The organism is Cryobacterium breve, from assembly GCF_027594785.1.
Classification (GTDB): domain Bacteria; phylum Actinomycetota; class Actinomycetes; order Actinomycetales; family Microbacteriaceae; genus Cryobacterium; species Cryobacterium breve_A.
Map to the genome: position 1 here is coordinate 1 of NZ_CP075584.1, position 20,876 is coordinate 20,876.

Annotated in this window: 16 protein-coding genes and 4 pseudogenes; 13 read left to right on the forward strand and 7 right to left on the reverse strand. The window is 70.7% G+C overall.

The genetic code is table 11. The annotated features are described in order from the left end of the window. Positions 1-215: 215 nt before the first annotated feature. The 5 genes and pseudogenes from fdhA to KIV56_RS00025 all read left to right on the forward strand — a co-directional run bounded on the left by fdhA (position 216) and on the right by KIV56_RS00025 (position 4,501). A pseudogene (gene fdhA / locus KIV56_RS00005) lies at positions 216-1,436 on the forward strand (formaldehyde dehydrogenase, glutathione-independent). 108 nt (positions 1,437-1,544) lie between these two features. Further along, positions 1,545-2,591: a GTP 3',8-cyclase MoaA gene (gene moaA, locus KIV56_RS00010; RefSeq protein WP_281534670.1), complete on the forward strand. Its 1,047-nt coding sequence runs from the start codon at positions 1,545-1,547 to the stop codon at positions 2,589-2,591. Positions 2,592-2,600: 9 nt separating this feature from the next. Further along, positions 2,601-3,529 (forward strand): annotated as a pseudogene (fdhD, locus tag KIV56_RS00015) (formate dehydrogenase accessory sulfurtransferase FdhD). A 58-nt stretch (positions 3,530-3,587) separates the two neighbouring features. Then, positions 3,588-4,037, forward strand: coding sequence for an SRPBCC family protein (locus KIV56_RS00020; protein ID WP_281534672.1), 450 nt, complete (start codon positions 3,588-3,590; stop codon positions 4,035-4,037). Next, on the forward strand, positions 4,037-4,501 hold the full coding sequence (locus KIV56_RS00025) for a MarR family winged helix-turn-helix transcriptional regulator (protein WP_281536227.1): 465 nt from the start codon (positions 4,037-4,039) through the stop codon (positions 4,499-4,501). The genes KIV56_RS00020 and KIV56_RS00025 overlap by 1 nt, the downstream gene beginning before the upstream one ends. On the opposite strand, the pseudogene KIV56_RS00030 reads toward KIV56_RS00025, so the two are convergent. After that, positions 4,498-6,813: pseudogene (locus KIV56_RS00030) on the reverse strand (FdhF/YdeP family oxidoreductase). The gene KIV56_RS00025 and the pseudogene KIV56_RS00030 overlap by 4 nt on opposite strands. Positions 6,814-7,036: 223 nt before the next feature. Here KIV56_RS00030 and KIV56_RS00035 point away from each other — a divergent pair. Further along, the gene (locus KIV56_RS00035) at positions 7,037-9,427 is read left to right on the forward strand and encodes a glycosyltransferase (protein ID WP_281534688.1); all 2,391 of its coding nucleotides are present in this window, start codon (positions 7,037-7,039) and stop codon (positions 9,425-9,427) included. Further along, positions 9,424-10,761: a glycosyltransferase gene (locus tag KIV56_RS00040; RefSeq protein WP_281534674.1), complete on the forward strand. Its 1,338-nt coding sequence runs from the start codon at positions 9,424-9,426 to the stop codon at positions 10,759-10,761. The genes KIV56_RS00035 and KIV56_RS00040 overlap by 4 nt, the downstream gene beginning before the upstream one ends. A gap of 232 nt (positions 10,762-10,993) precedes the next feature. Here the strand turns inward: KIV56_RS00040 and KIV56_RS00045 are convergent, their stop codons facing one another. The 5 genes and pseudogenes from KIV56_RS00045 to KIV56_RS19305 form a co-directional block, all read right to left on the reverse strand. Continuing rightward, a complete protein-coding gene (locus tag KIV56_RS00045; RefSeq protein WP_281536232.1) occupies positions 10,994-11,386 on the reverse strand; it encodes a DUF2017 family protein in 393 nt (130 codons plus the stop codon). Continuing rightward, entirely contained in the window at positions 11,364-11,540 is a 177-nt protein-coding gene (locus KIV56_RS00050) for a hypothetical protein (RefSeq protein ID WP_281534689.1), read from the reverse strand. The genes KIV56_RS00045 and KIV56_RS00050 overlap by 23 nt, the downstream gene beginning before the upstream one ends. Then, positions 11,540-11,824, reverse strand: coding sequence for an ATP-dependent Clp protease adapter ClpS (gene clpS / locus KIV56_RS00055; RefSeq protein WP_281534690.1), 285 nt, complete (start codon positions 11,822-11,824; stop codon positions 11,540-11,542). Before clpS ends, KIV56_RS00050 begins: the two co-directional genes overlap by 1 nt. Positions 11,825-11,874: 50 nt before the next feature. Next, a pseudogene (locus tag KIV56_RS20060) lies at positions 11,875-12,635 on the reverse strand (YoaK family protein). 230 nt (positions 12,636-12,865) lie between these two features. Beyond that, entirely contained in the window at positions 12,866-13,183 is a 318-nt protein-coding gene (locus KIV56_RS19305) for a hypothetical protein (protein WP_348648429.1), read from the reverse strand. Positions 13,184-13,233: 50 nt separating this feature from the next. Here KIV56_RS19305 and KIV56_RS19310 point away from each other — a divergent pair, with 50 nt between their 5' ends. The 4 genes from KIV56_RS19310 to KIV56_RS00085 all read left to right on the forward strand — a co-directional run bounded on the left by KIV56_RS19310 (position 13,234) and on the right by KIV56_RS00085 (position 18,266). Continuing rightward, a complete protein-coding gene (locus KIV56_RS19310) occupies positions 13,234-13,866 on the forward strand; it encodes an acetamidase/formamidase family protein (RefSeq protein ID WP_348648430.1) in 633 nt (210 codons plus the stop codon). Beyond that, entirely contained in the window at positions 13,859-15,586 is a 1,728-nt protein-coding gene (locus KIV56_RS00075) for an AtzH-like domain-containing protein (protein WP_281534676.1), read from the forward strand. Before KIV56_RS19310 ends, KIV56_RS00075 begins: the two co-directional genes overlap by 8 nt. Positions 15,587-15,663: 77 nt before the next feature. After that, positions 15,664-17,004, forward strand: a complete 1,341-nt coding sequence (locus KIV56_RS00080) for a pyridoxal-phosphate-dependent aminotransferase family protein (protein WP_432432578.1) — start codon at positions 15,664-15,666, stop codon at positions 17,002-17,004. Continuing rightward, positions 17,001-18,266: a hydantoinase/carbamoylase family amidase gene (locus KIV56_RS00085; RefSeq protein WP_348648434.1), complete on the forward strand. Its 1,266-nt coding sequence runs from the start codon at positions 17,001-17,003 to the stop codon at positions 18,264-18,266. The genes KIV56_RS00080 and KIV56_RS00085 overlap by 4 nt, the downstream gene beginning before the upstream one ends. 151 nt (positions 18,267-18,417) lie before the next feature. On the opposite strand, the gene KIV56_RS00095 is transcribed toward KIV56_RS00085, so the two are convergent. Continuing rightward, positions 18,418-19,065, reverse strand: coding sequence for a nucleotidyltransferase family protein (locus KIV56_RS00095; RefSeq protein WP_281534678.1), 648 nt, complete (start codon positions 19,063-19,065; stop codon positions 18,418-18,420). Positions 19,066-19,129: 64 nt separating this feature from the next. Between KIV56_RS00095 and uraD the strand changes: the two genes are divergently transcribed. Beyond that, positions 19,130-20,125: a 2-oxo-4-hydroxy-4-carboxy-5-ureidoimidazoline decarboxylase gene (gene uraD, locus KIV56_RS20065; protein ID WP_432432579.1), complete on the forward strand. Its 996-nt coding sequence runs from the start codon at positions 19,130-19,132 to the stop codon at positions 20,123-20,125. 296 nt (positions 20,126-20,421) lie between these two features. Continuing rightward, positions 20,422-20,799 carry a hypothetical protein gene (locus tag KIV56_RS00110; protein WP_281534679.1) on the forward strand — a complete coding sequence of 126 codons (378 nt, stop codon included), beginning with the start codon at positions 20,422-20,424 and terminating at the stop codon, positions 20,797-20,799. The last annotated feature ends 77 nt before the right edge of the window (positions 20,800-20,876 follow it).

The following is a 20,876-nucleotide window of genomic DNA, read 5'->3' on the forward strand; positions in this document are numbered from 1 at the left end:
TACGCTAGGCGCTCCCGGCGGCCCGGTGCATCCGCATCCGCCTGCCCAGAGTCTCGCCACCCCCTTGATATCCCCCGCCGATGGGTGTTTCGTCGAAGACGGCACCAGAGTGTGCCGTACCACCCCCACAGCGCACCAACCAGCAAGACTGCAATCTCGCACGACCGAAGTGGTCGTGTCCAGAGGAACAAGGCAGAACCCAGGGAAGGTATGTAATGACAGGGAACAGAGCAACTTTTCATAAGAGCCTGGGCAAAGGGACCGTCGAGGTCATCGACATCGACTACCCCACCTTCGAACTGAAGGACGGGCCCGGCGTCAACCCGGCCAATGTCGGCCGGAAGGTACCGCACGGGGTCATACTCCGCACGGTCAGCACCAACATCTGCGGCTCGGACCAGCACATGGTCCGCGGGCGCACGACCGCCCCCGCCGACCTCGTGCTCGGGCACGAGATCACCGGAGAGGTCGTCGAAACCGGGCCCGATGTCGAGTTCATCAAGGTCGGCGACATCGTGTCGGTCCCGTTCAATATCTCCTGCGGTCGCTGTCGCAACTGCAAGGAGCGCAAGACCGGGATCTGCCTGAACGTCAACCCCGACCGCCCCGGCAGCGCATACGGCTATGTCGACATGGGCGGTTGGGTCGGCGGCCAGGCCGAGTACGTTCTCGTGCCGTATGCGGACTGGAACCTCCTGAAGTTCCCGGACCGTGACCAGGCGCTCGCGAAGATCATGGACCTGACCATGCTCTCGGACATCTTCCCCACCGGGTTCCACGGGGCGGTGAGCGCCAATGTCGGCGTCGGGTCGACGGTCTACGTCGCCGGTGCCGGACCCGTCGGCCTTGCGGCTGCGGCCTCCGCGCACCTGCTCGGAGCGGCCGCCGTCATCGTCGGCGACCTCAACGAGGAGCGGCTCGCCCAGGCCCGCAGCTTCGGCTGCGAGACGGTCGACCTGCGCTAGGGCGACCCGCAGGACCAGATCGAGCAGATCCTCGGTGTGCCAGAGGTCGACTGCGCCGTCGACGCGGTCGGCTTCGAGGCCCGCGGGCACGGCCAGGCCGCGGGGGAGGAGCGTCCGGCGACGGTGCTCAACTCGCTCATGACGATCACGGCGGCCGGTGGTGCGCTCGGCATCCCCGGGCTGTACGTCACGGGTGACCCGGGCGGGGTCGACGAGGCCGCGAAGGTCGGGTCGCTCTCGATCCGGCTCGGCCTCGGCTGGGCGAAGTCGTTGTCCTTCACGACGGGCCAGTGCCCGGTGATGAAGTACAACCGCCAGCTCATGATGGCGATCCTCAACGACAAGGTGCAGATCGCCAAGGCCGTCAACGCCCAGGCGATCAGCCTCGAGGACGCGCCGCGCGGCTACGCCGAGTTCGACGCCGGCAAGTCCGTGAAATATGTGCTCAACCCGAACGGTTACGTCAAGTAGTGAATCAGTGACGTAACCGCAACCGTGTCGAGCGGATGCCCGGCCAGGGCCGCCCTGGCCGGGCATCCGTGTCGCTGGGCCAGGGTGAGCGAAGATTAGGTGGAGCGTATGACCGGAAACCCGACACTCACGGACACCCGTGGCCGGCCGCTGCACGACCTGCGGATCTCGGTCACGGACCGGTGCAACTTCCGCTGTGTGTACTGCATGCCGAAGGAGGTCTTCGGCCGTGACTTCGCCTTCATGGAGCGGGACGAATTGCTCACCTTCGAGGAGATCACCCGGCTCGCCCGGGTGAGCGTCGCGCACGGGGTCGGCAAGATCCGGCTGACCGGCGGGGAGCCGCTGCTGCGTCGCGGCCTCGAAGACCTCGTCGCCCAGCTCTCGGCGCTCCGCACCCCGGACGGCCGGCCCATCGACATCGCCCTGACCACCAACGGCTCAGCACTCGCGGTCAAGGCGCAGGCACTGAAGGACGCGGGGCTCCGCCGGGTCACGGTGTCCCTCGACTCCCTCGACGACGCGACCTTCCGGGCCATGAACGACGTGAACTTCCCGGTCGCGAAGGTCCTGCACGGCATCGAGGTCGCCTCGAACGTCGGGCTCGGCCCGGTCAAGGTCAACATGGTCGTCAAGCGCGGCCAGAACGACGGGGACATCGTCGCGATGGCGCGGCACTTCCAGGGCACCCCGGTCATCCTCCGCTTCATCGAATTCATGGACGTCGGGTCGAGCAACGGCTGGGAGATGGGTGCCGTCGTGCCCTCCAGCGAGGTCATCGCCCGGATCGGCGCCGAACTGCCCCTCGAGGAGGTCGCCCCGAACTACACCGGGGAGACCTCAGCGCGCTGGCGCTACCGCGACGGCAGCGGGGAGATCGGAGTGATCTCGAGCGTGACGCAGTCGTTCTGCTCGACCTGTTCGCGCGCCCGGGTGTCGACAGACGGCAAGCTCTTCACGTGCCTGTTCGCGACGGAGGGACACGACCTGCGTGCGCTCCTCCGCGGCGGCGCCACGGACGACGAGCTGTCCGCGGCCATGGCGTCGATCTGGCGAGAGCGGACCGACCGGTACTCGGACCTGCGGAGCGCGAAGACGAGCGAGCTGCGGGCATCCGGCAAGAAGAAGATCGAGATGTCGTACATCGGAGGGTGACCAGCAACAATGACACGAATCACGGCACGACGAAAGGTTGTCCGGCTCACCGTCGGCGGCCGCAGGACCACCAGGGAAGACGTGCTCGCCGTCGAGGAGCCGCTCGAGATCCGCGTGAACGGCACGTCGCTCGCGGTGACGATGCGCACACCCGGCAACGACTATGACCTGGCCGCGGGCTTCCTGGTCTCCGAGGGCGTGATCAGCCGCGGCGAGCATTTCTTCGCGGCGCGCTACTGCGCCGGCGCCACCGTTGACGGTGAGAACACCTACAACGTTCTCGACGTGAGCCTTGCGCCCGGCGTCGCCGCCCCCGACCCGAGCCTGGAACGGAATTTCCTCACCACGAGCGCGTGCGGTCTCTGCGGGAAGGCGAATATCGACGCCGTGCGCACCCGGTCGGCCTTCACCGTCTCAGACGACCCCGTCCTCCTCGACGCCGAACTCCTCACCACATTCCCGGACGTGCTCCGGGCCGGCCAGACCGTCTTCGAGAAGACCGGCGGCCTGCATGCGGCCGGGCTCTTCGACGCCGTCACGGGGAACTGCTTGTGCTGCGCGAGGACGTCGGGCGCCACAACGCCGTCGACAAGGTGATCGGCTGGGCGGTCAAGGAGAACCGGCTGCCGCTGCGTGGAACCGTTCTCCAGGTCTCCGGCCGGGCGAGTTTCGAACTCGTCCAGAAGGCCGCGATGGCCGGCATCCCGATGCTGGCCGCGGTCTCCGCGCCGTCCTCGCTCGCAGCGGAACTCGCAACGGACGTGGGCATGACCCTCGTCGGCTTCCTGCGCGGCGACTCCATGGTGATCTACGCGGGCGCCGAACGGATCACCGGCGGTGGCGGGCGCGCAGCGGACGATGTCGCCGGTGCCGAGGGTGCTGCGAGTCCTGCGAGTTCTGCCCCAGCGGCCCTTGCCGGTTCCGTAGCGCCGAATTAGTATGTGCGCATACTAACTGCTTCGATTCGCGGGGCAGCTGCGAACGAGAGGTCACCTCATGTGGAGAACTGAGTACACGGCAGACACCAGCGCCACACCGGCCGCGGTCTGGGCGGCGTTCCGGGACATCCACACCGGGGTCGCCGCGGCCGCGGGCGGGGACGTCTTCGAGATGGACGGGGCGTTCACCGTCGGCACGGAGTTGAGCGTGACTCCGGTCGGGCAGGACACGTTCCGATCCCGCATCATCGAACTGGCCCCGAACGAACGGTATGCCGACGAGACCACATTCGGCGACGTCGTGCTGACGTTCCGGCACTCGTTCACACCCCGCGACGGCGGCACGCGGGTCACCCACGAACTCGTCATCACCGGGCAGGACGCTGACGAGATCGGGCCGGGGCTCGGCCCGGAGATCAGTGCGGACTTCCCTGAGGCGATGGCCGGGCTGTTCGCGCTCGCCGAGGCATCCGCGGAGCCTGCAGACCCTGCAGACCCTGCGCGTTGATGCCGGACGCCGAGGAGAACGGGCTCGAAAGCGAGTTCGCGTCCGCGGAGGACAGCACCGGACTGATGCTGTGGCGCGTCACCAACGCCTGGCAGGCGGCCCAGCGGGCCGCACTCCGGCCGTTCGACCTGACACACGTGCAGTTCGTCTTGCTCGCCTCGCTCGCGTGGCTCGACGCCGACGGGCCGACCACCCAGCGCGAGCTCTCGCGCCACGCCGGCACGGACCCGATGATGACGTCCCAGGTGTTGCGCACCCTGGAACGGAAGAACCTCGTGGAACGGCGGGGTCACCCGACGGATGCCCGGGCAAAGGCCCTCCGGGCGACACCGGCGGGAGCCGAGCTTGCCGCCCGCGCGAACGCGGCCGTCGAAGCGGTCGACCGACGCTTCTTCGCCCCGCTCGGCGCCGAGCGAGCGGCCTTCACCGGCATGCTCCGCGTGGTGCTCGGCCCCGCGTCCTAACCTTTCGTCGGGACCGGGGCGGGCTCGTGGGCGGTGAAACGCACGGCCATGGCCTTGTAGCCGGGGGTGTTCGACTCGCGGGCGACGAGTTCGCGGTGCATGAGCGCGTTCGCCTCGGGGAAGTACGCAGCGCGCAGCCGCGCGGGGTCGGGTAGACCACGAGCCGGAACTCATCCGCGCGGCGTTCCTCACCGCGGGAAGGTGCTGATGACGTCGACGAGGTCGCGGTCGTGGAAGCCGAGCTCGACGACGTCGTCCTTGTTGATCAGGATGACCCTGCGCCCGTTCGAGATGCCGCGGTAGCGGTCGTCGAGGCCGTAGAACGTGGTGTTGTACTGGTCGTGGCTGCGGATGGTCTGCAGGATGAGGTGCCCGGCCGGCGGGGTCAGGTACTCGAGGGGGCTGACCGTGAACCGCGCGCGGCCGATGTCGGTCGCGAAGCTGCGGGTGTCGCGGGGCGGGTTCGGCAGTACGAACCCGTTCTTCGTCTTCAGCCTCCGGTTGAAGTCGGTGAACCCGGGCACGACGCGGGAGATGTGGTCGCGGATGAGGTCGTAGTCCTCGCTCATCGCCTTCCAGTCGACCGGGTGGTCGGCGCCGAGGGTCGCGCTCGCCATCCGGGCGACGATGACCGGTTCGGCGAGCAGATGCTCCGACACCGGGTCGAGGCGACCCTGCGTCGTGCGCACGACCGACATCGAGTCCTCGACGGACAGCACCTGGCGGCCGCCGGGGTGCTTGTCGTCGGTGTCGGTGCGACCGAGGGTCGGCAGGATCAGCGAGGTGCGTCCGTGCATCACGTGCGAGCGGTTCGGCTTCGTGGAGATGTGCACCGTGAGCCCGACCCGCTGCATCGCGGCCTCGAGCTTGGCGGTGTCCGAGCAGGCGAGGGCGAAGTTGCCGCCGAGAGACACGAACACGTCGACGTCCTCGTTCTCGAAGGCCTCGACCGTCGCCACGGAGTCGAGGCCGTGCTCGCGGGGCGACACGATGCCGAACTCGGTGTCGACCGCTGCGAGGAAGGCCTCCTTCGGCTTCTCCCAGACGCCCATCGTGCGGTCGCCCTGAACATTCGAGTGCCCGCGTACCGGGCAGGCGCCGGCGCCCGGCTTGCCGAAGTTGCCCTGCAGCAGGAGCAGGTTGATGATCTCCTTGAGCGTGTTGACCGAGTGCGGCTGCTGGGTCAGTCCGAGCGCCCAGCAGATGATCGTGGCCTTCGACGCCACGAGCATGCTCGCGACGACGGCGATCTGCAGCCGGGAGAGCCCGGTCGCCTTCTCGGTTTCCTCCCAGTCGATCTCGCCGCGCGCTGCCCGGTACTCCTCCAGTCCCTGCGTGTTGGCGTCGACGAAGGCCTGGTCGACGACGGAGCCGGGCACCCGCTTCTCCTCCTCGAGGAGCAGGTGGCCGAGGGCCTGGAACAGGGCGAGGTCCCCGCCGACCTTGATCTGCAGGTATTCGTCGGCGAGCGCGGTGCCGTCACCGATCAGGCCGGAGACGGACTGCGGGTCCCTGAAGTTGAACAGCCCGGCCTCGGGCAGGGGGTTGACCGCGACCACCTTCCCGCCGTTGTCCTTGCACTCCTTGAGTGCGGACAGCATCCTGGGGTGGTTGGTGCCGGGGTTCTGGCCGACGACGAGGATGAGTTCGGCGTGGTGGATGTCCTCGAGGGAGACGGTGCCTTTGCCGATGCCGATCGTCGCGTTCATCGCCGAGCCGGAGGACTCGTGGCACATGTTCGAGCAGTCCGGCAGGTTGTTCGTGCCGATCGAGCGGGCGAACAGCTGGTAGAGGAACGCGGACTCGTTCGCGGTGCGGCCAGACGTGTAGAAGACGGTGCGGTCGGGGGTCGTCGCGCGGATCTGCTCGCCGATCAGCTCGAACGCGTCGTTCCAGGAGATCTGCGAGTAGTGCGTGTCGCCGGGGCGGATGACGACGGGGTGCGTGATGCGGCCCTGGTTGCCGAGCCAGTACTCGGTCTTGGTCGCGAGTTCGGCGATGGAGTGCTCCGCCCAGAATGCGGGCGTCACCTGGCGTACGGTGCTCTCCTCCGCGACGGCCTTCGCGCCGTTCTCGCAGAATTCGGCGGTCTTGCGGTGACCCTGCGATTCCGGCCAGGCGCAACCGGGGCAGTCGGTCCCGTCGCGCTGGTTGAGTCGGAGCAGGGCCCGGGTGGTGCGGCCGATCCCGGCCTGGGCGACGCCGCGCTCGAGCGCGACGACGACGGCTTCGAGGCCCGCCGCGCTGGTCTTCGGCTTCTTCACGACGAGGGAGTCTTCGTTGATGTCCTGGATCGGGGCGTGACGTGTCATGAAATCCATGATGCTCCTTTTGACTGCGCACCGGCACAACGGCCGCCGCCGGAGGGTCTGTGAACCATGCGGCGTCCTCTCGGGTGATTCCCAGCCCTGACGGGCGCGGCAACCAGAAAAGTGGCGTTGAATCATGACGGGGCTTTTGTCCCGACCCACCGGGTCATTCTCGGCCCATCGGCCGACACCAGCCGCGGCATCCCCGGCAGACAGGAGTTCGACCATGGGAACACAGAGCACACTGGATTCACTCCGGAACGCGGACTCGATCCTCGCCACGATCATGGCCGCCGACGACCTCACGGTCGCCGCGAGCCGGGACGGCGGCAGCCGAGCCGTTCGCCTGCTCGCCGACGCCGCCGTCGATCCCGCAGACCAGGTCACCGCGATCGCCGCCGTGCACGCCCTCGCCCAGGTCTTCGACGAGACCGCCGACGAGGTCCTCGTCTCCCTCCTCGGGCATGAGCAGCTTTTCCTCCGCGAGCACGCCGCCTGGGCCTTCAGCGCCCGCCTGCCGCGCTTCGACGCGGTCGCGCCTCTCCTCGGGATGGTCATCGACGGCGGTTTCGCCGGGATGATCGCCCAGCGCACCCTCGAACAATGGAGCGCGGCCGTCGCGGGTCCCGTCGCCCTCGCTGTCGAGGGCGCTCTGCTCGGAGTCACCGAGCCGGGCGCCCGTTCCCGACTGGTCGAAACCATCGGCCAGATCTCGGGGCGCATCCCGGAACGCATGCTCTTCCAGATCGCCGTCGACCCGGCCGAGGCGACCGAGGTGCGGGCTGCGGCGATCGCCGCGATCGGCGACCGGGGCCTCGCCGATGCCGCCCCCGGCTCCCTCTCGGGCGCCGGCACGGGAATCGGAACAGGGATCGGCTCCGGGGTCGGTTCCGGGGACACCGGCCTCCGGATCGTCACCGGCCTGGCCGCCGGAAGCGGGGTCCTCGCCGAGGTCGCCAGGCTCGCCGTGATCGACCTGACCGTGCCGAGCTACCCGCGGGCACCGTGGAGCAGCGGAACGACCGTCGCCCAGCTGTTCCTGCACGCCGACATCGACGGAGCGCTGACCCGGGTCGGCTCCGGCGACAACGGCGGCATCGCGACCCTTCTCGTCCGGCTCGGGGACGCACTCGTCGCTGGCCACGCCGCCAGCGATGCCGACAGTGCTGCCGGCGATGTCGGCCGGGTACTCACCCTCTCCCGCGGCGGCTTCGCCTCCGCACTCGACTGCCTGCCCGAGGTGGCGTCGACACTGTCCGGCCACGCCTTCGCGACGGTCCCGTTCCTCGGCGAGCCCGTCGCCTCCGCAGACGCCTGGTCGCGCCGGATCGCGACCCAGCGCGGCATCCGCCGGGTGCTCCGCGCCGCGGGCCCGGTCGACGCGATCCACCTGCGGATGGCGGACGTCGGCACCCTCGCCGCGTCGACGGTCGCGAGGGAACTCGACATCCCGGTCGTGTTCACCGTCGCGCCAGACCCGCACAGCCTCATCCGCTCGCTCGAGTCCGCCGGCGCCCTCACCCGCGCCACGTTCGGCACGGTCGATGCGGGCGAACACTTCTGGTTCCGGGTCCGGCTCGTGCAGCGCCTCGCAGCGGATGCCGCCCACACGGTTCTCTTCCCCCGTCCCGACCTCGAGCGTGACCTGCGTGAGCTCGTCGGCATCGACGTGACGCAGCACCCGGAACGGCACTCGATCGTGGCAGAGGGCATCGACATCGCCGTGATCGAGGCGTCGCTCGTCGACGCCAGGGCGAGCGACGGCACTCCGGCGGAGGCCGCCGTGGCCGCGGCGTATGCCGAACCCCTGCCCGACGCCGCCGCCGTGCCCGCGTCCGTGGCCCCCGCGCAGATGAGCGTCGAGGGCGCCGTCGCCCTCGGCCAGCTCGACGATCTCCTCGCAACCCTCCCGCCCGAGCGCCGCGCACTGCCGCTCGCGATCACGGTCGGGCGGCTGCATCGTGTCAAGGGCATGGCGACCCTCGTCGAAGCCTGGGCGGCCGACCCTGCGCTCCGTGCCGCCTGCAACCTCCTGATCGTCGGAGGCGACCTCGCGAACCCCACTCCCGACGAGGCCGAACAGCTCGGAAGGATCCACGCCGCTGTCCCGCTCGGCGAGGCCGCCCACGCCGGTCTCCTGATTGCCGGCCACCGCTCGAACGACACCGTCGCCCGCTGGCTCGCCGCCACTCGCCTCGGCCGCACCGGCCTCGCCGCGGCCAATGGCGTGTACGTCTGCGCGAGCATGAAGGAGGAGTTCGGCATCGCGCTCCTCGAGGCGATGGCCGCGGGCCTCACCGTGGTCGCTCCGAACGGCGGGGGACCGGCCACCTACGTCGAGCAGGGCGTGACCGGGTTCCTGGTCGACACCGGGAATCCGGCCGATCTCGCCGGGGGAGTGCGTGAGGCCCTCGAGCCGCAGCCGGGCCCCTTCGGCCCCGAGTTCGCCGAGCGCGCCATGGCCATGGTCTCCGGATCCTTCACGATCCAGGCGATGGCCACGACCCTCTCCGGGGTCTACCGCGACGTCGCCGAAGCGCACGAGCGCCTCCGGGCGGAGGCGGCGAACGGCTACGGCCGGGGACTCGCCTCGACCTGGACGCTGAGCGCCTCATGACCCTGCTCATCATCAGCCCCGACTACGCCTCGCACCTGTTCCCGCTCGCGACCCTCGGCACGGCCTGGCAGGCCGCCGGGGAACGGGTCGTCGTCGCGAGCGGCCCCGCGACGGCCGGAATCGTCGCCGAGTTCGGCTTCGAGCGGGTGAACCTGCAGCTCGGCCGAGGCTCGAACCCCGGAACGATCCGGGCGGAACAGCAGCCGAGCGGTGAGGACGACGCCCTCCGGGGTTTCTTCGCCGCGACGAGGCTCGGACTCGTGCAGACCCTGCAGTTCCAGGCCGAGGCACGCAGCAACGACCTGCTCTGGAACCCGGTCGAGATCGCCCGCGAGGTGCAGCGCATCGTCGCCGAGGTGCGCCCGGACCAGATCATCGTCGACCACCTCGCCTTCAGCGCCCGCCTCGCCTTGGTGAGCGCCGGCATCCGCCACGCCGACGTCGTGCTCGGGCACCCGACCGCCCTGCCGGTCGGCGAGGAGGTCTACGGCTTCCCGTCCGCCTGGCCCGACGCGTTCTCGCCGGAGCCCGACGACCTCGCCGGGCTGCTCAGCACCTGCGAGGCGGTGCGCGACACCTTCACCGCCCAGTGGAACGCCGCCCTCCTCGAACTCGACCCGGCGGCCGAGCCGAGCCGCGACGCCTTCACCGAATCCGGCGACGTGCTGATGCTCAACTATCCGGCCGAACTGCACGCGCCCGCCCGGACGGCGCTGCTTCAGGAGCACGTGTTCCTCGGGTCGGCGGTGCGCGCCGAGGCCCGCGATCCCGAGGTCGAGGCCTGGCTCGCCGCGTCACGCGCGGCCTCCGACGACCGCCCGCTCGTCTACGTGAGCTTCGGGAGCTTCCTGTCGGTGCGCGGCGACGTGCTCGCCCGCGTCACGGATGCCCTCCGCGGGCTCTCCGTCAGGGTCGCCCTCGCGACGGGGTCGACCGATCCCGCTGACCTGGGGGAGATCCCGGACTCCTGGCTCGTGCGCGGCTTCCTGCCGCAGGTGGCCCTGCTCGATGCCGCGGCGGTCGCCGTGACGCACGGCGGCAACAACAGCGTGACCGAGGCGATGACCGCCGGGGTGCCGCTGCTCGTGCTCCCGTTCTCGACCGACCAGTTCGCCGGGGCAGAAGCCGTCGAGGCGGCCGGGTTCGGGCTCTCGCTCGCACCCAACACGGCGTCGGCGGCGGAACTCCTCGACGCGCTCCGGTCGGTGCTCGCGCTCGCGGCAGCAGACCGGGCGCGGCTCGACGCGCTCAGCACCTCGCTGCGGGGCGGTGCAGGCCCGCGCCGGGCCTACGAGGCGCTGACGGCGCTCGCGGCGATCCCGGCAGCGGGCTGATCGCGCCGCTTTCGCACGTCGGACTCCCGCCCCTGTGCTCCCGCCCCTGTGCTCGCGGCTTCGGGGCGACAGGCGACTGGTGACGCGCGTAACGTCGGAGAATTTCGCGACTCGCCGCATCCGCTGGCTGGACACCAGCGTGTCGCGAAAATCTCCGACTTTGCGCGAGAGTGCGGATGCTGCCCCCGGGATGCTGCCCCCGGGACTCAGCGCCCGGGTCTGCGGCTGGGGCTCAGCGGTCGATGGCGTAGACGAGGGACTCCTGCACCATGCCGAGCCACTCGTAGATGCTGCTGAGTAGCGGAGCCTCGTCGGCGTCGAGGTGCTGTTCGCCGTCCGGGGACATCTGGAGGCGCTCGGCGAGGGTGAGCCTCAGGTCGGTGAGCGTGCGCAGCCACGACTGCACGCCGACGGCGTCGAGCGCGATCGGCGTCGGCGCGACCTCGAAGCGGTCGTCCAGGAGGGGTTCGAGGGGCTCGTCGGCGATCTCGTCGAGCGGCTCCTCGCCGAGCGTCGCGAGCACCACGCGGGCGTTGCCCAGTTTGCGGTCGAGGAGGTCTCCCGAGGTGAAACGGCGGAATTCGGCGGACGCCTCGGCGTCGTCAGGGTAGGCGTCGGGAAGCAGGCGGCGGAGGGCCGGGTCGGCGCTGGTCCCGAGGGCGTGTCTCCGCGGCGAGCAGGAGCTCGATCAGCTGGCTCGCGGCGAGCCTGAGCAGCCCGAGCTCGACGGATTCGAAGCTCGCGGACACCGTTCCGGCCGGGTCCCGGGTGAAGAGCATCAGGAGTCCCCGCGGGAGAGGGTGGCCCAGAGCCCGAAGTCGTGCATCGCCTCGACGTGGCGTTCCATCGACTCGCGGTTCCCGGTTGCGACGACCGCCTTGCCGGAGTTGTGCACCCGCAGCATCAGGCGTTCGGCTTCCTCTGCGGCGACCCCGAAGTAGCTGCGGAACACGTAGGACACATAGGACATCAGGTTGACCGGGTCGTCCCACACAATGGTGACCCAGGGGCGGTCGAGGGAGACGGCTTCACGCAGGTCCGATTTTTCAAAAGTCTTCGGCACCGGTTAAGCCTGACATGCCGGGGGTCCTTCCCGCCACCGTGGCCGGAAACTCATACACCCGGTCTGTTTTCGAGCGCGTGGTGCGGGCGCCCGGCCGCGTGCCCGAGCGCCGCGACGACGAGCGTGATCACGGCAGACAGGGCGACGCCCCAGCCGATGTGCACCGTGAGAAGGAGGGCTCCCACGAAGGCGCCCGCGCAGATCAGCAGGATCGCGGCCACCCGGCGGAACCACGGCTGGCCCTTGCCGCCGCCGAGCCGCGAGTCGGCGGCCAGTCCCGTGATCGTCGAGGTCACGACCACCGTCGTGACGTCCTTGACCCCGATGTGCCGGGCGACGCCGGCCTGAGTCCCATCATCGCCGCGAGGAGGCTCGTGATCGCCAGGTCGAAGGGCTGCGGCGGATGCCCGCCGCCGAGGAACAGGGCCACCGCCAGTCCGGCCATGATCGCACCCTGCACCGCGAACAGCACCGTCGCGTGGGTCGTCCAGCCGATCGCGACGGGCCGCAGCACCCGTCCGCCGATGGCGGCGCCGAGCATGAAGGTGAACAGGGCGAGCAGCGGGCCGAGCACGGGCAGGTTGCTCGCGCCGGCGAGGGCCATTCCGAGGATGACGACGTTTCCCGTCATGTTGCCGGTGAACACCTTGTCGAGGCCGAGGTACCCGACGGCATCCGCCAGACCGGTCGAGAACGTCAGCGCGAGCATGAGGCCGAGGTGCAGGTTCGCGGGATGGCGGCGGAGCTTCTCGAGCACGGTGATCCTTCGGGACGGTGACTGCTGCGTATGTTTCCTGGAGGTAAAACTCATGTCGATCGTGTCAACAGTGACCTGAAACGTACCGGCTGGCCGAATGGCACGCAAACGGGAGATAGCCTCGAGCGCGAGGCACCAATAGTGTGAAGCACCACGTCTTGTTTCCGCGCACCTGGAAGGCTCCCATGTCGTACGTCGTACTACAGCCCGGCATGGGGAGCATCGCGCCCGGGCACTACCTGCCGGCCACCCCGGAGACCGTGCTCTGGGGGCGCCTGCCCTGTTCAGCGGATACCGCGGTGCTCTCGATCGGATCGGGTGACGTCGTCACGATCGACACTCTCAGCCACGAGGGACTGCTCGAGGACCAGGGCAGGGACCCGCTCGCCTTCTTCGGCGGCCACGGCGTCGCAGCGGGCGATGTCCTGACGGACGCCGTCGCGCTCGCCGCGAGCGACTACCCGCGGGATGCTGAGGCGGACGGCCCACACGTCGTGACCGGACCGATCGAGGTGCGTGGGGCTCTCCCGGGCGACCTGCTCCGGATGACCCTGCTCGAGGCGACTCCCCGGGTGCCCTACGGCGTCATCTCGAGTCGCCACGGCCGGGGGCCCGGCCCGGCGAGTACCCCGTCGGACCGGGAACGGTCTCCGTGTTCACCGAGGTCGACACCGATCCCGACTTCGGGACGGCTGCCGGGGCGCTCTTCGGCACCCTCCCGCTGGTTCCCGGCGGCGACCGGGTCGTGCGCTTCCCGCTCGACCCGTTCCTCGGCATCATGGGCGTCGGCGTCGCGGGGGACACCCGGCCGCACTCCGTCCCGCCCGGCGCGCACGGCGGCAACCTCGACATCAGCCTGCTCACCGTCGGCAGCGCGCTGTACCTGCCCGTCCAGGTGCCGGGCGCGCTCGCCTACGTGGGCGATCCGCACTTCGCGCAGGGCGACGGCGAGGTGGCGCTGACCGCACTCGAGGCCAGCCTGCGGGTGCGCATCCGCTTCGACGTCATTCCGGCGGACGAGGCGGCGGCGCTCTTCGGCGACCTGACCGGTCCGCTCGCCGAGACGGGCGAGTTCCTCGTGCCGACCGGGCTCGACCCCGACCTCGACGAAGCGATGCGCGCCTGTGTGCGCGCCGCGATCGCCCTGCTCGGGGCGCGATACGGCATGGACCCGACCCTCGCGTACGCCTACCTGAGTGCGGCGACCGACTTCAACATCTCCCAGGTCGTCGACAGGGTCACGGGCGTGCACGCCCGCATCCGGACGGCGGACTTCGGTGCCTGAGCAGACGACCCGGCCGCTCACCGCCCCGGAGACTGGTTCGCTCGTCCCGGCCGCTGTCCCCGCAGCCACGCCTGCGGACGCCGCACTCCCGGCCGTGACGCCCGCGGACGCCGCATTTCCGGCCGTAGCGCTTGCAGACACCGCGCTCCCGGCTGCCGCGCCGCCGCTTCGGCCCACCTCCATCACGGGGGAGCTTCCGGACGGACTGCTCGCCGCCTTCGAGGCCTACGAGGACGCGCTCGCTGCCAATGACCACGAGGCGCTCGCCGGGTTCTTCGTGCCCGGGCCGCACACGCTCCGCGGCGATGCGACCGGGCTGCTCGTCGGGAGCGAGGCGATCGCCGGATTCCGCGCCTCCCGCCCCGGGGTCGTGCGCCGCGGCATCCGCTCGCTGCACGTGCGGGCCATCGGGACAGAGCACGCCCTGATCGTCGCGGAGAACGCGCCCGTGGCCGGCGGGGCCGGAGTCGTGACGCAACTCTGGAGCCGAACCGCGGCCGGCTGGCAGATCGAGGCCGCGCAGGTCGCGGCATCCGCACCCGCGGTCGACCCGAGCATCTGGCGGGTCGTCGGAACGCCGCTGCTCGCCGGCGCGAGCGGTGGAGCACTCTCGGGCGTGCGGGTCGCGGTCAAGGACCTCTTCGAGGTGGCCGGATTCGCAGTCGGAGCCGGCAACCCCGACTATCTGCGAAGCGGCACCGCTGCGACCGAGAGCGCCCCGGCGGTGACGGCACTCCTCGGGGCCGGTGCGAGCGTGATCGGCATCGCCCAGACCGACGAATTCGCGTACAGCATCGCCGGGACCAACGTGCACTCGGGGACCCCGCCGAATCCGCGGGTCCCCGGCGGGCTGCCGGGCGGCTCGTCGAGCGGCCCTGCCGCAGCGGTCGCCCTCGGGCAGGCGGACCTCGGCCTCGCGACCGACACCGCAGGGTCGATCCGGGTTCCCGCCTCCTACCAGGGCCTCTGGGGGCTGAGGACGAGCCACGGGTCGGTGAGCCTCGGGGGTGTTCTCCCGCTCGCGCCCTCGTTCGACACCGTCGGCTGGCTCGCCAGGACGTCGGGACTGCTCGTGTCGGCGGCGGCCACCTCGCTCGACCCTGAGCGGCAACTGCCCGTTGCCGCGCGGTTCGTCGTCTGCGGGCAGCTGGTGTTCGCGGCGGAAGAGGACGTGCAGGCCGCTTTCGTCGAGGCGATCGACCGCCTCGAGCGCGGCGGATACCTGCCGGAACCGGTCGACATCATCACGATCGACCCCCTCGCCGACCTCTTCGAGACCTTCCGCACCGTGCAGGCCGCCGAGGCCTGGCGCAGCCACGGGGACTGGGTCGACGCCCATCCGGGCACACTCGGCCCCGATGTGCGGTCCCGGTTCGCCTTCGCCTCACTCATCGACGCTGACGAGGAGGCCGGTCACCGGGGCGATCTCGCCGAGGCCAGGGACCGGCTCGACGCCGCGCTCGACGGCCGGATCCTGTTGCTCCCCGCGGCTTCGTCGACCGCGCCCGCGAGGAGCGCATCGGGCGCCCAGATCGAACGGGTCCGTGCCGCGACGCTCTCGATGACCTGCCTGGCCGGAATCGGCGGCTACCCGTCGGTGTCCATGCCCGGACTCGTCGTCGGCGGCGCGCCGCTGGGGCTCAGCCTCGTCGGACCGCGTTACTCCGACCTCGCCCTCCTCGACCTGGCCGCAGGGCTCGCGGAGGGGCTCGAGGGCTGAGCCAACGGAATCCCTGACTAACTCGTGGATGGGGCAGGAGTAACACCACCGAAACGCTGCGTGCCTAAGCTGGTCGTGTGACGTATCCGCTGCAGTCGACAACCGTTCCGAGCCTTCCGATCAACCCGCCGCAGCGCCTGCTGATGGGGCCGGGGCCGATCAACGCGGACCCACGGGTGCTGCGCGCCATGTCCGCCCAACTCGTCGGCCAGTACGATCCGGCGATGACCGGGTATATGACCGAAACGATGGGCCTGTACCGCGACGTATTCCGCACCGGCAATCAACAGACCCTCGTGATCGACGGCACCGCGCGCGCCGGGATCGAAGCCGCCCTCGTCTCGCTGATCCAGCCGGGCGACCGGGTGCTCGTGCCCATCTTCGGGCGTTTCGGGCACCTGCTCCGCGAGATCGCCGAACGGGTCGGCGCAGAGGTCCACGTTCGAGAGGTGCCGTGGGGCACCGTCTTCACACCGGCCGCGATCGAACAGGCGATCATCGAGACCCGGCCGACGCTGCTTGCGATCGTCCACGGCGACACCTCGACGACCCTCGCCCAGCCGCTCGACGAGCTCGGCGACATCTGCGCCCGGCACGGCGTGCTCTTCTACACCGACGTGACAGCCTCGCTCGCCGGCAACACCTTCGAAGCGGATGCCTGGGGTCTCGACGCCGTGACCGCCGGCCTGCAGAAGTGCCTCGCCGGGCCGTCCGGTTCCGCGCCGGCCACCTTCTCGGCCCGCGCCGTCGAGGTGATCGAATCCCGCCGGAGCATCGAGGCTGGCATCCGCGAGCCCGGGGACGCGGTGCTGTCCAACCGGATCCGCTCGAACTATTTCGACCTCGCGATGCTCTTCGACTACTGGGGTCCCCGCAGGCTCAACCACCACACCGAGGCCACGACCGCCCTGTACGGCGCCAGGGAGTGCGCGCGCCTCCTCGTCGACGAGGGCATGGAGAACGCCGTCGCCCGGCACCGGCTGCACGGCTCGGCGATGCTCGCGGGAGTGCACGGGCTGGGACTCTCCGTCTTCGGCGACCCGGCCCACCGGATGAACAACGTCGTCGCGGTCTTGATTCCCGACGGCGTCAACGGCGACGCGGTGCGCGGCACGCTCCTCGACGACTTCGGCATCGAGATCGGCACCTCCTTCGGTCCGCTGCACGGCAAGGTCTGGCGGATCGGCGTGATGGGCTACAACGCCCGCAAGGACACCGTGCTGACCACCCTCGCGGCGCTCGAACAGGTGCTGCGGCGCGCGGGGGCATCCGTCACCGGCGGCGGGGGAGTCGGCGCGGCCTGGGACCTGTACGCCGACGCCGACCGTGACGCCGCTGCCGAGCCGCCTGCCGGGACTGCCGCTGTCGACGCGGATCGCGTCGCTGCCGCGACCGACGATGCCGTGGTGCTCTCATGACGACCGCGGTGCCGAGCGTGTCGGATGCCGACGCGGCCGTGATCCTGGCCCGGTGCGACGCGCTCGCCCGGCACTCGTCCCTCACTGAGGGGATCGAGCGGACCTACCTCTCGGCGGAGCACGCCGCCGTCAACTACCGGGTCGCCGGCTGGATGACCGCAGCGGGTCTCACCACCTGGCAGGATGCCGCCGGGAACCAGTGCGCACGGCTCTCCGGCCGCACCCGCGGGCTCCCGGCCCTGCTGCTCGGCTCGCACCTCGACACTGTGCGCGCGGCGGGACGCTACGACGGCATCCTCGGTGTGCTCGTGGCCATCACCGTCGCCGGGCGGATCGCCGCCTCTGGACGCCCGCTGCCGTTCGCCCTCGAGATCGCGGCATTCGGCGACGAGGAGGGCACCCGCTTCGGCACCACCCTGCTCGGCAGCCGGGCCGTGGCCGGCACCTGGCTCGAGTCCTGGTGGGACCTCCGTGACGAGGGCGGCGTGAGCCTGCGCGAGGCATTCCTCGCCTTCGGCCTCGACCCTGCCAAGGTCGGCGACGCCGCCCGCGCGCCCCAGGAGCTCGTCGGCTACCTCGAGGCCCATATCGAACAGGGACCCGTGCTCGAGGAGGAGAACCGTGCCCTCGGCGTCGTCACTGGAATCGCCGGTGCCCGCCGCTTCCTGTTGACGGTCACCGGGGCCGCCGGGCACTCCGGGACCCCGTGGTCCCGTCGCCGCGACGCCCTCGCCGGTGCTGCCGAGTGCATCACGACGATCGAGCGCATCGCCCGCACCGAGGGCCTCACCGCGACCGTCGGACACCTGAAGGTGTTTCCGGACGCCGTCAACGTCATCCCAGGGAAGGTCGAGTTCAGCCTCGACCTGCGCGCGCCGGACGACGCCGACCGCGATCGGGGCTGGACCCTGATCGAGGCCGCCCTCACCGACATCTGCGCCACCCGCGTCCTCCACCTCGACAGCAACCAGGTGCACGAGGCGGCCGCCGTGGCCTGCGCACCGCGGTTGCGTGCGGCGATTGCGGCCGGCATCCGCTCGACCGAAGCGGTCGCGGCACGGCAAGGCGAGGTCGGGTCGGACTCCGGCGCGGAGGAACCGACCGAGCCGGCCCCGCGCGAGCCTGCCCTCGATCGCCGGTCACGACGCGATGGCGATCGCCGCGATCACCGACGTCGGCATGCTCTTTGTACGCTGTGCCGGCGGGATCAGCCACCACCCGGACGAGTCGGTGACCGCGGCCGACGTCGCTCTCGCCGTTGACGCTCTCGAAGCCGCCGTCCGAGCCCTCGCCGCAGGCTACCCGGCCGTCTCATCGGCATAACTCCTTCACATTCTGAGGGCTCGCGCAACAGGCCCTGCGGTGACCCGTGTTTCCGGGCGTTCGTGTCGGCGGGCCCGGAATTTGCAGGAGTTATGACTCGGGCACGCCGGGGAGGGTGTCGACGTCGGCGCCCGTCGTGAGGTCGCCGCATTCGACCGGGAGCACGCCGTGCGCGAGCAGATAGGGACGCGCCCCGGTGTCGCCCGTGAGTTGCGCCCGCAGCGGTTCCCAGTGCGTGCGCCCGATCAGCACCGGATGCCCCGGCCGGCCGGCGAAAACGGCCTGCCTCAGGCTGTCCGGGGTCACGCCAGCGTCAGCGTCGAGCACCCGCGCCACCGTCGCGGCGTCGAGGTCGGGGACGTCGACGGGAACGACCGCGACGGCGACGGGGTCACCGGCGACGCCGAGCGCCGCCTCGAGCCCCGTGCGGAGGGAGGCCGAGAGCCCCTCGGCCCAGTCGGCGGCATACGCGACGACCGTCGTCGGGTCGGTCGGGCCCGCCTCGGCGAGCAGCGCTGCGGCCGCGGCACCCTCGGCTCCGAGCACGACGATGACGGGTGAGCAACCAGCCGCGCGGAGCACGCCGACCGTCCGCACGAGCCACGGCACACCGTCGGCCCCGAGCACGAGCGCCTTCGGCTGCCCGAACCGGGAACCGGCCCCCGCGGCCAGCACAAGCCCCGCGACCGGGGCTTTCCCCGCATCCGCCCGGTCGCGCGCTGCGTCTGTATTCACCATGCCCGCCATCGTATGCGCTGTCGCCACGGGCACTCTAGGCTGGAGCAGGACGAGGAGAACTGCCATGAAGAGGATGTCGACACCTGAGCTTCGCGAGGCGCTCCTGACCTGCCTGGCCGTACCCCGCTGGGTCGATGAGGTCGCCTCGCAGTCGCCGTTCGAGTCGGCGGCCGCCCTGCTCGCCGCCGCCCGTACGGCCGCGACACCGCTCAGCCGTAGCGAGATCGACGAAGCGCTGTCCGCGCACCCGCGGATCGGCGAGACCCCGCGGGGAGACTCGCAGGCCGCGCGGTTCTCCCGCAGCGAGCAGTCCTCCGCCGACGCCGCAGACTCCACCCTCGCCGCGGCGATTGCCGAAGGCAACCGGGCGTACGAGGAACGCTTCGGCCGGGTCTTCCTCATCCGCGCCGCCGGCCGGTCGCGCACCGAGATCCTCGCCGAACTGCACCGGCGCCTCGCGCTCGACGACGCCGCCGAGTTGAAGATCGTCGGCACCGAACTGCGCGACATCGCCCTGCTCCGGCTGGCCACACTCGCCGGAACCGTCGCGGAGCGTCTCGCCGCCGAGCGGGCCACCCGGGCAGGGGCCCCCGACTCGCCTGACTCCGAAGGCCTTGTCGCGAGCGTCGTCGCCGACGTCGTCGCCGCGACGGCGGCCGCCGGCAACACGACAACTCCAGCGGCCGTTTCGGTCGCCGCGACAGACGCCCCGATCGCGACTCCCCGAAGCCGCATCACGACCCACGTGCTCGACGCCGTGTCCGGCCGGCCCGCCGCCGACGTTCCCGTCGAGCTCGAGCAGCGACTTGAGTCCGGCTGGCACGTGCTCGCGAGCGCCGGCACGGATGCCGACGGCCGGGTCTCCGCGCTCGGCCCGGCCGATCTCCCCGCGGGCCGGTACCGCCTCACCTTCGACACCGGGCGCTACTTCGCCGGCACCGGCCAGCCGACCCTGTACCCCGAAGTCTCGGTGACGATCGACCTGACCGACCCGGCCGCGCACTACCACGTGCCGCTGTTGCTCAGCCCCTTCGCCTACTCGACATACCGCGGCAGCTGACCAGGGCGGCCGGCTCGCGGCATCCGCCCGCGCAGCAGACGCACCCGGCAACGGTCACCGACGCGATCGCGCGCGGGAACTGTGGCCGATGCGGACAACTGGTGCCGGCACACGGGCAACAGATGTCCGGAGCGGCCACAGTTGTCCGGCTGCGGCAACCGAGCGCGTGCCATACTGCGTGAGTTACCCAGCTCTGCCGCTCGCTCTCGCCATCGCCCGCCAATGGGCGTCCGACCCGCACCATCGTTGAGGAGCCATTCGTGTCGACGATCCGAGATCGCCTGCCAATATCGCCTGTGAATTCACTGATCAGCGTGGCATTCCTCATCGCGACCGTCGTGGCGGCGGTGCTCGGCAATCTGGTCGGAGCCGCAGTGCTGCTCGGCTTCGCCGTGATCTGGGTCGGAGTGGCCAGGTACGCCCGCAGTCCCCGGGCATCCGAACAGCTGCGGATCAGTAATTTCGAGTATCGGGACGCCAACGACCGGAGCCTGGCGAGCCGCGCGTTCGCCGGCGTTGGTATGGTCGCGCTGACGCTCTCGGGCTTCGATGTGATCGGGATGCTCGTGACCGGCCACCAAGACATGTCGCTGACTCTCCGCTTCGTAGTCCTCGCTGCCGCGTTCTCGATCGCGCTCGCGAATGCCCTCGAGAAGGAGCACCCCGAGCCCTGACCCACGGCATCCGCGTGTGGCCCGGCCACCGCCGGCATCAACTGTTGCCGATGCGGACAACTGTTGCCGGCGCACGG